Annotated in this window: 9 protein-coding genes; 6 read left to right on the top strand and 3 right to left on the bottom strand. The window is 74.6% G+C overall.

Translation table 11 applies throughout. The features are described 5' to 3' along the window. The first annotated feature begins 7 nt into the window (after positions 1 to 7). The 5 genes from nuoL (at position 8) to BLQ97_RS02915 (ending at position 7,502) form a co-directional block, all read left to right on the top strand. Positions 8 to 1,927 carry an NADH-quinone oxidoreductase subunit L gene (gene nuoL, locus BLQ97_RS02935; protein ID WP_091363019.1) on the top strand — a complete coding sequence of 640 codons (1,920 nt, stop codon included), beginning with the start codon at positions 8 to 10 and terminating at the stop codon, positions 1,925 to 1,927. 64 nt (positions 1,928 to 1,991) lie between these two features. Next, on the top strand, positions 1,992 to 3,653 hold the full coding sequence (locus tag BLQ97_RS02930; RefSeq protein ID WP_091363017.1) for an NADH-quinone oxidoreductase subunit M: 1,662 nt from the start codon (positions 1,992 to 1,994) through the stop codon (positions 3,651 to 3,653). Then, positions 3,653 to 5,200, top strand: coding sequence for an NADH-quinone oxidoreductase subunit NuoN (gene nuoN / locus BLQ97_RS02925; RefSeq protein ID WP_091363015.1), 1,548 nt, complete (start codon positions 3,653 to 3,655; stop codon positions 5,198 to 5,200). Before BLQ97_RS02930 ends, nuoN begins: the two co-directional genes overlap by 1 nt. Then, entirely contained in the window at positions 5,200 to 6,258 is a 1,059-nt protein-coding gene (locus BLQ97_RS02920; protein ID WP_091363012.1) for a polyprenyl synthetase family protein, read from the top strand. The genes nuoN and BLQ97_RS02920 overlap by 1 nt, the downstream gene beginning before the upstream one ends. 56 nt (positions 6,259 to 6,314) lie before the next feature. Then, positions 6,315 to 7,502 carry a PQQ-dependent sugar dehydrogenase gene (locus tag BLQ97_RS02915; RefSeq protein WP_217637014.1) on the top strand — a complete coding sequence of 396 codons (1,188 nt, stop codon included), beginning with the start codon at positions 6,315 to 6,317 and terminating at the stop codon, positions 7,500 to 7,502. A 207-nt stretch (positions 7,503 to 7,709) separates the two neighbouring features. Here the strand turns inward: BLQ97_RS02915 and BLQ97_RS02910 are convergent, their stop codons facing one another. After that, positions 7,710 to 8,369: a pyridoxamine 5'-phosphate oxidase family protein gene (locus tag BLQ97_RS02910; protein WP_091363008.1), complete on the bottom strand. Its 660-nt coding sequence runs from the start codon at positions 8,367 to 8,369 to the stop codon at positions 7,710 to 7,712. Between the two features lie 82 nt (positions 8,370 to 8,451). On the opposite strand from BLQ97_RS02910, the gene pdxR reads away from it, so the two are divergent. Beyond that, a complete protein-coding gene (gene pdxR / locus BLQ97_RS02905; protein WP_091363006.1) occupies positions 8,452 to 9,858 on the top strand; it encodes a MocR-like pyridoxine biosynthesis transcription factor PdxR in 1,407 nt (468 codons plus the stop codon). A 7-nt stretch (positions 9,859 to 9,865) separates the two neighbouring features. On the opposite strand, the gene BLQ97_RS02900 is transcribed toward pdxR, so the two are convergent. Both BLQ97_RS02900 and BLQ97_RS02895 read right to left on the bottom strand, forming a co-directional pair. Further along, positions 9,866 to 10,978, bottom strand: coding sequence for a 2-oxoacid:ferredoxin oxidoreductase subunit beta (locus BLQ97_RS02900; RefSeq protein ID WP_217637013.1), 1,113 nt, complete (start codon positions 10,976 to 10,978; stop codon positions 9,866 to 9,868). Further along, entirely contained in the window at positions 10,975 to 12,834 is a 1,860-nt protein-coding gene (locus BLQ97_RS02895) for a 2-oxoacid:acceptor oxidoreductase subunit alpha (protein ID WP_245691748.1), read from the bottom strand. Before BLQ97_RS02895 ends, BLQ97_RS02900 begins: the two co-directional genes overlap by 4 nt. Positions 12,835 to 13,068 lie beyond the last annotated feature (234 nt).

Below are 13,068 nucleotides of genomic sequence, written 5' to 3'. Positions count from 1 at the left end.
CGGGGACATGGACACCGGGGGACTGGACACCGTCGCCGCCGACGGACTGCTCTCGGCCGCGTGGCTGGTGATCGCGCTGCCGCTGCTCGGGGCCGCGGTCCTCCTGCTCGGCGGCCGCCGCACCGACCGCTTCGGCCACCTGCTGGGGACGGCGACCGTCGCCGCCGCGTTCGTCGTCGGGCTGCTGTGCACCGTCGCGCTGGCCGGCAGCGACCAGCGCTCGGTCGCCGTCGACCTGTTCACCTTCATCGGCGTCGGCGAGCTCGACGTGCGGGCCGGCCTGCTCGTCGACCCGCTGTCGGCGACGTTCGTGCTGCTGATCACCGGCGTGGGCGCGCTCATCCACGTCTACTCGATCGGCTACATGGCGCACGACCCGCGCCGCCGCCGCTTCTTCGCCTACCTCAACCTGTTCGTCGCGGCGATGCTGCTGCTCGTCCTCGGCGACAACTACGTGGCCCTCTACGTCGGCTGGGAGGGCGTCGGCCTGGCGTCCTACCTGCTCATCGCCTTCTGGCACGAGCGCCCGGCCGCGGCCACCGCCGCGAAGAAGGCGTTCGTCATGAACCGGGTCGGCGACGTCGGCCTGGCCCTGGCGATCTTCCTCATGTTCGCCCAGCTGGGCACGGTGAGCTACGAGGGCGTCTTCGGGGGCATCGGCACGCTGGCCGGCGGGACCGTCACCGCCATCGGCCTGCTGCTCCTGCTCGGCGCCTGCGGCAAGTCCGGCCAGTTCCCGCTGCAGGCGTGGCTGCCCGATGCCATGGAGGGCCCGACGCCGGTCTCGGCGCTCATCCACGCCGCCACCATGGTCACCGCCGGCGTCTACCTCATCGCCCGCTCGGCGCCGATCTACGACCTCACGCCGACCGCCCGCACCGTCGTCCTCGCCGTCGGCGCGCTCACCCTGCTCATCGGCGCGATCGCCGGCTGCGCCTACGACGACATCAAGAAGGTGCTGGCCTACTCCACGGTCAGCCAGATCGGCTACATGTTCCTGGCGGTGGGCCTGGGCCCGGTCGGCTACGCGGCCGGCATCGCCCACCTGCTCACCCACGGCTTCTTCAAGGCCGGGCTGTTCCTCGGCGCCGGGTCGGTCATGCACGCCATGGACGACCAGGTGGACATGCGCCGCTTCGGCGGGCTGGCGCGCAGGCTGCCGGTCACCTTCGTCACCTTCGGCCTGGGCTACCTGGCGCTCATCGGCTTCCCGTTCCTGTCCGGCTACTGGACCAAGGACGCGATCATCGAGGCGGCGCTGGACCGCGGCGGGACGTCGGGCTGGCTGCTGGGTGCCGTCGCCGTCGTCGGGGCCGGGCTGACCGCCTTCTACATGACCCGGTTGATGCTGATGACCTTCCTCGGCCGGCCGCGGTGGACCGAGGGCGTGCACCCGCACGAGTCGCCGTCGGTGATGACCGCGCCGATGGTCGTGCTCGCCGTCGGGTCGGTGGCCGCGGGGTTCCTCCTGGTCAACGTCTTCCCGCTCGACGAGTGGCTGTCCCCGGTGTTCGGTGCCCCCGAGGAGGCCGAGCACGTGGTGGCGCCCGCCGTCGTCGGGATCGTGGTGACCGCGGTGGTGCTGGTCGGCGTCCTGGCCGCGTGGCTGTTCGTCGGTCGCCGCGAGATCCCGGTGGTCGCGCCGGAGCGCGTCTCGCCGGTCACCCGTGCCGCCCGCCAGGCCCTCTACGCCGACGCGGTCAACGAGTCGCTGTTCATGCGGCCCGGGCAGTGGCTGACCCGCGCGCTGGTGTGGGTGGACAACCGCGGCGTCGACGGCGCGGTCAACGGCCTGGCCGCCACGCTCGGCGGCTCGTCCTCGCGGCTGGGCCGGGCGCAGACCGGCTTCGTCCGGTCCTACGCCCTCGGGATGCTCGGCGGCGCGGTCGTCGTGGCCGGGGCCCTGCTGGCGGTGACGGCCGGGTGAGCGGACCCCTGCCCGACGAGAGGACGACCGACGACGTGCCGACCGCGACCCTCAGGAGCCCGGCGTGAGCGACTCCCTGCTGCTGCTCGCGATGCTGGTGGTGCCCGCGCTGGGCGCCGCCGTCGTCGCGGCGCTGCCCGGTGACCGGGAGGCCACGGCCAAGCAGGCCGCCCTCGGCGTGAGCCTGGTCGTGCTCGTCCTGGCGGTGCTGGCCGCCCTGGCCTTCGACCCCGACGGCGAGCGGTTCCAGCTCACCAGCTCGGTGCCCTGGATCCCCGGTTTCGGCGTCGACTTCGCCCTCGGCGTCGACGGCATCGCGCTGGTGATGCTGCTGCTGGTCGGCGTCCTGGTGCCGGTGGTGGTGCTGGCCTCCTGGCGGGACACCTCGCCCGGGCGCCGCTCGATGCGCACCTTCTTCGCCTGGCTGCTGCTGCTCGAGGCGTGCATGGTCGGCGTCTTCGCCGCCACCGACGTCTTCCTGTTCTACGTCTTCTTCGAGGCGATGCTCGTCCCGATGTACTTCATCGTGGGCAGCTTCGGCGGTCCGCGGCGGCAGTACGCGGCGGTCAAGTTCTTCCTCTACAGCCTGGTCGGCGGCCTGGTCATGCTGGCCGCCGTCATCGGCCTCTACGTGGTCAGCGAGGCGGCGGGGGAGGGCACCTTCTCCTTCACCGCGCTCAACGACCTCGACATCGACCCCACGGCGCAGCGGCTGCTGTTCCTCGGCTTCTTCGTCGCCTTCGCGATCAAGGCGCCGCTGGTGCCGCTGCACACCTGGCTGCCCGACGCCGGTGCCGAGGCCCCGATCGGCGGCGCGGTGCTGCTGGTCGGCGTCCTGGACAAGGTGGGCACCTTCGGCTTCCTGCGCTACTGCCTGCCGCTGTTCCCCGACGCGTCGCGGGAGTTCGCGCCACTGGTGCTGGTGCTCGCGGTCGCCGGCATCCTGTACGCCGCGCTGCTGGCGATGGGGCAGAGCGACATGAAGCGGCTGGTCAGCTACACCTCGATCGCGCACTTCGGCTTCATCGCGCTCGGCGTCTTCGCGTTCACCACCGAGGCCGGCACCGGCGCCGTGCTCTACATGGTCAACCACGGCATCGCCACGGGCCTGCTGTTCCTCGTCGTCGGGATGCTCATCGCCCGCGGCGGGTCCCGGCTGGTCGGCGACTACGGCGGCGTGGCCGCGCACGCGCCGAAGCTCGCCGGGGTGTTCCTCGTGGCGGGGCTGGCCTCGCTGGCGCTGCCGGGCACCAACAGCTTCGTCAGCGAGTTCCTGGTGCTCATCGGCTCGTTCCCGACCCGGCCGGTGTTCACGGTCCTGGCCACCGTGGGCATCGTGCTGGCCGCGCTCTACGTGCTGCTGCTCTACCAACGCACGATGCACGGCCCGCCGCGCGGCGTGCTGTTCCCCGCCGACGACGACGCGACGGCCGGCACCGCGGTCCCGGAGCCCGGTCACGCGGCCGGCGCCACCGCCGCCAGCCCCGCCGGCGTCACGACCACGGGGACGGCGGGGACGGCCACGCTCACCCGGGCCGCCGGCGTCGCCACCCGCGTGCGGGACCTGTCCCGCCGCGAGGTCGCCGTCGTCGCCCCGCTCGTGGCGCTGGTCCTCGTGCTCGGCGTCTACCCGCAGCCGCTCGTCCGCCTGGTCGAGCCCGCCGTCGCCGCCACCATGAGCGACGTCGGTGCCGGCACGCCCGACTCCTCCGAGGGGACCGACTGATGTCCATCGAGGCCCCCGACCTCTCGCTGGCCGCACTCCTGCCGCTGCTGTTCGTCTTCGGCGCCGCCTGCGTCGGGGTGCTGGTCGAGGCGTTCGGGCCGCGCGAGAGCCGCCACCCGGTCCAGGTGGGCGTCGCGCTGGTCGGCACCCTCGGCGGGCTGGTCACCACCCTGCTGCTGGCCGGCACCGGGGAGGTGACCGCCGGCGGGGCGCTCGCCGTCGACGGCGCCGCCGTCTTCCTGCAGGCCACCATCGCCGGGCTCGCCGCCCTGTCGGTGCTGATGTTCGCCGAGCGCAACCTCGACCCGGCCCGCTCGGCGTTCGTGGTCTCCGCCGCCGTCCCGGCCGGCAGCGTCCGCGACCGCGAGCTGCTCACCGTGCAGCGGGTGCAGACCGAGGTCTACCCGCTGACGCTGTTCGCCGTCGGCGGGATGATGCTGTTCGTCGCGGCCAACGACCTGCTGGTCATGTTCGTCGCGCTCGAGGTGCTCAGCCTCCCGCTGTACCTGATCAGCGGCCTGGCCCGCCGGAGGCGGCTGCTGTCGCAGGAGGCCGCGGTCAAGTACTTCCTGCTCGGCGCCTTCGCCTCGGCGTTCTTCCTGTACGGCGTCGCCCTGGTCTACGGCGCCACCGGCAGCGTGCGGCTGGCCGACGTCCGCTCCGCGGTGGGCGCGGGCGACGGCGAGGTGCTGCTCGTGCTGGGCCTCGCGCTGCTCGTCGTCGGCCTGCTGTTCAAGGCGAGCGTCGCCCCGTTCCACACCTGGACGCCCGACGTCTACCAGGGCGCGCCCACCCCGGTGACCGCCTTCATGGCCGCCTGCACCAAGGTCGCCGCGTTCGGCGCGATCCTGCGGCTGCTCTACGTCGCGTTCGGTCCCGAGGAGTGGACCTGGCGGCCCCTGGTCTACGGCGTCGCCATCGTCTCCATGGTCGTCGGCGCGGTCCTCGGTCTCACCCAGACCGACCTCAAGCGGATGCTGGCCTACTCCTCGGTGGCCCACGCCGGCTTCCTGCTCACCGGCGTCCTGGGCTACCCGGGCGCCGGTGACCCCGCGGGCTCCGGCCTGCCGGCCACGATGTTCTACCTGCTCGCCTACGGCCTGACCACGCTCGGCGCGTTCGCCGTCCTCACCCTGGTGCGCAGCGGTGACGGCGAGGCCACCCACCTGTCGCAGTGGGCCGGGCTGGCGCAGCGCTCGCCGCTCACCGCCGCGGTGATGAGCCTGTTCCTGCTCGCGCTGGCCGGCATCCCGCTCACCAGCGGGTTCACCGGAAAGTTCGCCGTGTTCCGGGCCGCCATCGAGAACGGTGCCTGGCCGCTGGCCCTGGTCGCGCTGCTGGCCAGCGCGGTGGCGGCCTTCTTCTACCTGCGGGTGATCGTGCTCATGTACTTCTCCGAGCCCGCGGCCGACGGTCCCACGGTCGGCGTGCCCGGCCTGCCCACCACGATCGTGCTGGCCGTGACGGCGGCGGCCACCCTGGTGCTGGGCGTCGTCCCCGGGTCGGTGCTCGCCCTGGCGGACCAGGCGGCTATCTTCGTCGGTTGATGACCGGACCCCGTGCCGCCGTCGACGGGATCGCCCCGGCCGAGGTCTGGCACCGCATCTCGACACCCGCCTCCACCGTCGGGGCCTGGCTGCCCGCCGGCCCGCTCGGGACGTCCCTGGGCGACGGGCTCGCCCGTGTGGAGGCGGCTCTCGCCACCGCCGTGGACAGCGACCACTCGTTCGTCTCCGAGGCGGCCGGGCACCTCATGGCGGCCGGGGGCAAGCGGTTCCGGCCGATGCTCGCGCTCCTGGCCGCCCAGCTCGGGGACGCGCAGGCCCCCGACGTCGTCCGCGCCGCCGTCGTCTGCGAGCTGACCCACCTGGCGACGCTCTACCACGACGACGTGATGGACGAGGCCTCCGTCCGCCGCGGGGCGCCCAGCGCCAACAGCCGGTGGACCAACAGCGTGGCCATCCTGACCGGCGACTTCCTCTTCGCCCGTGCGTCGGACATCCTCGCCGACCTCGGCCCCGAGGCGGTGCGCATCCAGGCGCGGACCTTCGAGCGGCTGGTCACGGGGCAGATCCGGGAGACCGTGGGCGCGCGCCCGGGCGAGGACCGGGTCACCCACTACCTCGAGGTGCTCGCCGACAAGACCGGCTCGCTGGTGGCCACCTCCGCCCGCTTCGGCGCCACCTTCGCCGGCGTCGAGCCCGCGCTGGTCGAGGCGCTCACCCGCTTCGGCGAGCTGGTCGGCGTCGCCTTCCAGATCTCCGACGACCTGCTCGACATCGTCAGCGAGGACGGCGCCTCCGGGAAGTCGCCGGGCACCGACCTCCGCGAGGGCATCGCCACGCTGCCGGCGCTCATCGCGCTCACCGGGGACGACCCCGCCGAGGCGCGGCTGCGCGAGCTGGTCGCCCGCCCGCTGTCCGACGACGCCGAGCACGCCGAGGCGCTGGCGCTGCTGCGGAGCTCGGCGGCGCTGGCACGCGCCGGCGAGGTGCTGCGCGACTACGCCGACCGCGCCCAGGCCTCCCTCGCCGACGTCCCGGCCGGTGAGGTGCGCGACGCCCTCGCCGCGCTGTGCGACTACGTGGTCACCCGCACCAGCTGAGGACCCCCGTGCCCCTCGCCGCGCGCAGCCCCGCGGCGGGAGCCTGCACGCGGGCCGTGCTGGCCGCTGCGCTCCTGCTGACCGGCTGCTCGGGGGACGGGACCGGCGACCTGCCCGGCAGGCAGGAGGCCGAGGCGCCGACCGGGGCCCCCGACGGCGGGGGGACCGCGCCCGGCGGCCTGCCCGCGCTGGAGGTGGAGACCGTCCTCGACGGCCTCGACCACCCGTGGGACGTCGCGCAGGCCCCCGACGGCACCCTGCTGCTCGACGAGCGCGGCGGCGGCCTGACCGTCGTGCTGCCCGACGGCGCGGCCCGGGAGCTCGACGCCGACCTCGCCGACCTCTTCGCCGTCGGCGAGACCGGCCTCATGGGCCTGGTGCTCAGCCCGTCCTTCGCCGACGACCGGCGGTTCTACACCTGCCAGGGCGTCGAGGAGGACGGCGGCGCGGAGATCCAGGTGGTCGCCTGGACGGTCGACGCCGGCTGGACCCGCGCCACCCGCGTGGCCGACCCCCTCGTCGGCGACATCCCGGTGAACGAGTCCTCCGGCCGGCACGGTGGCTGCCGGGTGCGCTTCGACCCGACCGGCGCGCTGCTGGTCGGCACCGGCGACAACGCCGTCGGCGCCAACCCGCAGGACCTCGGCACGACGGCCGGCAAGGTCCTGCGCGTCGACCCGGCCACCGGCGGCCCCGCTCCCGGCAACCCGTTCGCCGACGACGCCGACCCCGACACCCGGCTGGTCCTCAGCTCCGGGCACCGCAACGTGCAGGGCATCGCCGTGCACCCGGGCACCGGCGCGGTGTACACCGCCGAGCAGGGCTCCGACCGCGACGACGAGGTCAACCTGTCGGTGCCCGGCGGAAACTACGGGTGGGACCCCGACGGCTCCGGCGGTGGCTACGACGAGAGCGTGCCGATGACCGACCCGGCCGTCCCCGGCGCGATCCCCGCGGTCTGGTCCTCCGGCCTCCCGACGATCGCCACCAGCGGCGCGGAGTTCCTCAGCGGCGCGCAGTGGGGCGGCTACGACGGCGTCCTGGTCATCGGCGTGCAGAAGGACACCGGCGTGCTGGCGCTGCGGGTCGACGAGGGCCGGCTGGTCGAGCAGTTCCGCGTGCCGGAGCTGGAGGACACCTACGGCCGGGTGCGCACCCCGGTGCTCGGCAGCGACGACGCGCTGTACCTGACCACCGACAACGGCGACGGCGAGGACCGCCTGTTGCGGGTCACCCCCGCGTAGCGGTCGCCGCCCCGAGCGGGCCCCGGAGGGGTCCGCGCAGGGGCGGCGGGTCCGGCTCGACGCTGCCGGGGACCTCACCTGGCCGCGGTGTCGGCCGGTAGGCCGACGGTGTCGAGGGGTCCGCGCAGGGGCGGCGGGTCCGGCTCGACGCTGCCGGGGACCTCACCTGGCCGCGGTGTCGGCCGGTAGGCCGACGGTGTCATCGCGTCACGCCCGTCGGCCGAGGACGCGGTCGGGCACCGCGGTCCCCGCGGGCAGCAGCGGGCAGGGCTCCGGTGCGCCGAGGACGGTGCGCAGCGGCAGCACCCCCGCCCACACCGGCAGCGCCAGGTCCTCCTCGTCGTCGACGGGCGGCCCGGTGCGCACCTTGACGCTGGCCTCGGTCAGGTCCAGCGCCAGCAGCGCGGTGGCGGCCAGCTCCCTGCGGGTCGGCCGGCGGGTGGCCGACCACGAGCCCGGCGCCAGGTGCTCGGTCAGCACCTCGAGCCCGAGCAGCAGCTCCTCCGGGTCGGTCACCACCCGCGCCGTCCCGTGGACCACCGCGCAGCGGTAGTTCATCGAGTGGTGGAACGCCGAGCGCGCGTAGACCACCCCGTCGACGTGGGTGACGGTGAGGCACACCGGCGCCCCGGCCGCCGCGGCGCGCAGCGTGGCCGCGCCCGTGGAGCCGTGCACGTACAGCGTGTCCCCGCGCCGGCCGTAGCCGGTGGGCAGCACCACCGGCGCGCCGTCGAGCACGATCCCGAGGTGGCCGACCAGCCCGGCGTCGAGGACGGCGTGCAGCTCGGCGCGGTCGGTGCGCGCCCGCGCCGCCCCCCGGCGGACGGTGCTGCGGGGGGTGGGGGAGAGCGGCGGCGAGGTGTCCACGGCACCAGCATCGGCGACGGGGTGGCATCCTCCAAGGGCCACTCCGGAGCACTTCCGGCAGGCCACTGGTGAGGAGGTGCGCGTGGTCGAGGTCCCACCGGTCGTGCTGCACCGCGCGTCCGGGACGCCCCTGGCGGTCCAGCTCGCCGACGCCCTCCGCGCCGCGGCCGCCGGCGGGGCACTGCGGCCCGGCGACCGGCTGCCCTCCACCCGCGAGATGGCCACGGCGCTGCGGGTCAGCCGGACGGTCACCTCGGCCGCCTACGACCAGCTCGTGGCCGAGGGGTGGGCGGCCGGGCGGCACGGCGCGGGCACCTTCGTCGTCGGCGCGGCGCCGCCCGCCCCCCTGCGGGACGGGCACCGCACGCCGGCCCGTCCGCAGGCGGCACCCGCGGTCGACCTGCGGGCCGGCGCGCCGTGCCTCGAGGTGCTCGACCGCGCCGCGTGGCGACGGGCCTGGCGGGCGGCCGGGGACGCCGCACCCGACGCCGGTCCCGAGCCGGCCGCGGACCCGGGGTTCCAGCTCGCCGTCACCGAGCACCTGCTGCGGCACCGCGGCCTGCCCGCGGCGCCGGACGACGTGCTGGCCACCGCCGGCACCTCCGCGGCCGTCGGGGAGGTCGCCCGACTGCTGCCGCCGGGCGGCCGGGTGGGGCTCGAGGACCCCGGCTACCAGCGGGCGGCCGGGGCGCTGCGGGCCGCCGGGCTGGAGGTGGTGCCCTGCCCGGTGGACGACGACGGGCTGGTCGTCGAGGCCCTGCCGGCCGGGCTGGCCGCGGTCTACTGCACGCCGGCGCACCAGTTCCCGCTGGGCCGGCGGCTGTCGGCGGCCCGCCGGGTGGCACTCGTCGCGCGGGCGCGCGCGGAGGGCTGGTGGGTGCTGGAGGACGACTACGACGGCGAGCTGCGCTACGACGTCGCCCCGCTGCCGCTGCTGGCCGCTCTCGGCCCCGACGTCGTGGTGCACCTGGGCACGAGCAGCAAGGTGCTCAGCCCGACGCTGGGCACCGGCTGGCTGGTGGCGCCGCCGGACCTGCGGGCCACCCTGGTCGCCGCCCGCACGGCCACCGGCTCCCGCCCGCCCCGGGCCGGCCAGCGGGTCCTCGCGGCGCTCGCTGCCTCCGGTGACCTGGCCCGGCACCTGCGGCGGCTGCGCCGGGAGCTGTCCGGCCGGCGGGCGCTCGTGCTGCGGGCGCTGGCCGCCGCGGGCGTGACCGCGACCGGGGACCCCGCGGGTGCGCACCTGCTCGTCCCGCTGCCCGACCGGGTGGCGGAGGCGGCGGTCGTCGCCGCGGCCGCCGCGCGCGGGCTGACCGTCGACGGGCTGGCCCGGCACGCGGCCGCACCCGGCCCGGCCGCCGCTCTGGTCCTGGGCTTCGCGGCGCCCACCCGGGCGGAGCTGGAGCGGGCGCTGCCCGTCCTGGCCGACGTCCTCGCCGGACGCGTCCGGCCCGCCTCCCCGGGGGGAAGCGGGCCGGACGCGGGGTGACGGGCTGCTACGCCGACACGGTCCAGGTGTCGCCGCCGGCGAGGAGCGCGCCGAGGTCGCCGGGGCCCTCGGTGCGGGCCTCCTCGAGCTGGTCGGCCATCATCCGGTCGTAGGTGGGCTTGCGCACCGACCGGAAGACGCCCATCGGCGTGTAGCGCAGGTCCTGGCTCGACAGCCGCGACAGCGCGAACGCGTAGGACGGGTCCTCGCGGGTCGCGTCGTGCACGACGATCTCGCTCGCGTCGACCTGGTTGGTCTCGGCGATCCGCAGGCCGCCGAAGTCGTCACGGACCACGCACGAGGCGCCGTCCGGGCCGAAGACCAGCGGCTGGCCGTGCACCAGCGGGATCGTCCACATCGGCCCGGTCGACGGGTCCTTGAGCAGGTCGAACGCGCCGTCGTTGAAGATGTTGCAGTTCTGGTAGATCTCCACGAGCGCGGTGCCCTCGTGCTCGGCGGCCTGCCGCAGCACCTCGGTGAGGCCCTTGCGGTCGGAGTCCATCGCCCGGCCCACGAAGGTGGCGTCGGCGCCGATGGCCAGCGAGACCGGGTTGAACGGGTGGTCCAGCGAGCCCATCGGCGTGGACTTGGTGACCTTGCCGACCTCCGACGTCGGCGAGTACTGGCCCTTGGTCAGCCCGTAGATCCGGTTGTTGAACAGCAGGATCGTCATGTCGACGTTCCGGCGCAGCGCGTGGATCAGGTGGTTGCCGCCGATCGACAGCGCGTCGCCGTCGCCGGTGACGACCCACACCGACAGGTCCGGCCGGGAGGCGGCCAGGCCGGTGGCGATCGCCGGGGCGCGGCCGTGGATCGAGTGCATCCCGTAGGTGTTCATGTAGTACGGGAAGCGCGAGGAGCAGCCGATGCCCGAGACGATGACCATGTCCTCGCGGGCGATGCCCAGCGAGGGCAGGAAGCTCTGGACGGCGTTGAGGATGACGTAGTCACCGCACCCGGGGCACCAGCGCACCTCCTGGTCGGTCTTCATGTCCTTGGCCTTGAGGGCCGTCTGCTTCTCGCCCTGGGCGGCCACCGAGTCGGCGATCGCCTGCTGGATGTTCGCGTCGATCGGCGTCCCCGGCATGCCGAGGTCGTGGACGTGCGGGGAGGTGGTCACTTCGTGTCTCCGGTGGAGTCGATGACGTCCTGGACGACGGCGGCGAGCTCGGCGGCCCGGAAGGGCAGCCCGCGCACCTGGGTGTGGCTCTGGACGTCGACGAGGTACTTGGCGCGCAGGAGCAGCGCGAGCTGCCCCAGGTTCATCTCGGGGCAGACGACCCGGTCGTACCGGCGCAGCACCTCGCCGAGGTCGGCCGGCATCGGGTTGACGTGCCGCAGGTGGATCTGGGCGACCTTCCGGCCCGAGCGGCGGATCCGCCGGCAGGCGGCCCCGATGGGTCCGTAGGTGGAGCCCCAGCCGATGACCGCGACGCGGGCGTCCCCGTCCGGGTCGTCGACGTCGGTCGGCGGGATGTCGGCGGCGATGCCGTCGACCTTGGCCTGCCGCAGCCGGGTCATCAGGTCGTGGTTGGCCGGGTCGTAGGAGATGTTGCCGGTCTGGTCGGCCTTCTCCAGCCCGCCGACGCGGTGCTGCATGCCCGCGGTGCCGGGGATCGCCCACGGCCGGGCCAGCGTCTCGGGGTCGCGGAGGTAGGGCAGGAACTCCGGGGTCCCGTCCTTGGCCGCCCCGTTGGGCTCGGTGGCGAACTCGACCGACAGGTCGGGCAGGTCCTCGACGGCCGGGACCGCCCACGGCTCGGCGCCGTTGGCCAGGTAGCCGTCGGACAGCAGCATCACCGGCGTCCGGTACTTCAGCGCGATCCGCGACGCCTCCAGCGCCGCGTCGAAGCAGTCGCCGGGGGAGCGGGGTGCGATGACCGGCAGCGGGGCCTCGCCGTTGCGGCCGAACATCGCCTGCAGCAGGTCGGACTGCTCGGTCTTGGTGGGCAGTCCGGTGGAGGGACCGCCGCGCTGCACGTCGACCACGACGAGCGGCAGCTCGATCATCACCGCCAGACCCAGCGCCTCGGACTTCAGCGAGACACCGGGGCCCGACGTCGTCGTGACGCCCAGGGCGCCGCCGAAGGAGGCGCCCAGCGCCGAGCCGATGCCGGCGATCTCGTCCTCGGCCTGGAAGGTGCGCACGCCGAAGGCCTTGTGCCGGGACAGCTCGTGCAGGATGTCCGACGCCGGGGTGATCGGGTAGGCGCCGAGGAACACCGGCAGGCCGGACCGCTGCCCGGCGGCCACCAGCCCGAGGGCCAGCGCCTGGTTGCCGGAGATGTTGCGGTAGCGGCCCGGGGCCATCGGGGCCGGCTTGATCTCGTAGGAGACCGCGAAGGCCTCCGTCGTCTCGCCGTAGTTGTAGCCGGCGCGGAAGGCGGCGATGTTGGCCGCGGCGATCTCCGGCTTGCGGCGGAACTGCCGCTCGAGGAAGCGCACCGTGCCCTCGGTGGGCCGGTGGTACATCCAGCTGAGCAGGCCGAGCGTGAACATGTTCTTGCTCCGCTCGGCCTCCTTCTTGCCGAGGCCGGTGTCGGCCAGCGCCTCCAGCGTCATGCTGGTCAGCGGCACCGCGACGACCTGCCAGCCGTCGAGCGAGCCGTCCTCGAGGGGGTTGGTCGCGTAGCCGACCTTGGCCAGGTTGCGCGGGGTGAACTCGTCGCTGTCGGCGATCACCAGCCCGCCGCCGGGCAGGTCGGCGAGGTTGGCCCTGAGCGCCGCGGGGTTCATCGCGACCAGCACGTCCGGTGCGTCGCCCGGCGTCATGATGTCGTGGTCGGCGAAGTGCAGCTGGAAGGAGCTGACGCCGGGCAGCGTCCCCGTCGGCGCGCGGATCTCGGCGGGGAAGTTGGGCAGCGTCGACAGGTCGTTGCCGAAGGACGCGGTCTCGCTGGTGAAGCGGTTGCCGGTCAGCTGCATGCCGTCGCCGGAGTCGCCGGCGAGCCGGATGACGACGCGGTCGAGTTCCACGACGCTCTTGACGAGCCCACCGGGGGCTGAGCTGCCGGGCGTGAGGGGCGATCCGGTAACTGTCATCAGGTTTTACCTCCCACGGCTCAGGTTACGGGCCGGTGACCCTGCAGGTCCTGTGAGCCAGCTCACGGGATCCCTCGCCGCACCCGGCACCCTGGGGGTCAAGCCTCCCTGATCCGCAGGTGTTCCGCTCCCCTCCCGTCCGTGACCGGCGTCGCAGTCCGGGGGTGG

Source organism: Geodermatophilus telluris, from assembly GCF_900102745.1.
GTDB classification, from domain to species: domain Bacteria; phylum Actinomycetota; class Actinomycetes; order Mycobacteriales; family Geodermatophilaceae; genus Geodermatophilus; species Geodermatophilus telluris.
The sequence above is the reverse complement of the archived record's forward strand: the minus strand, read 5'-3'. Positions and strand labels throughout refer to the sequence as shown.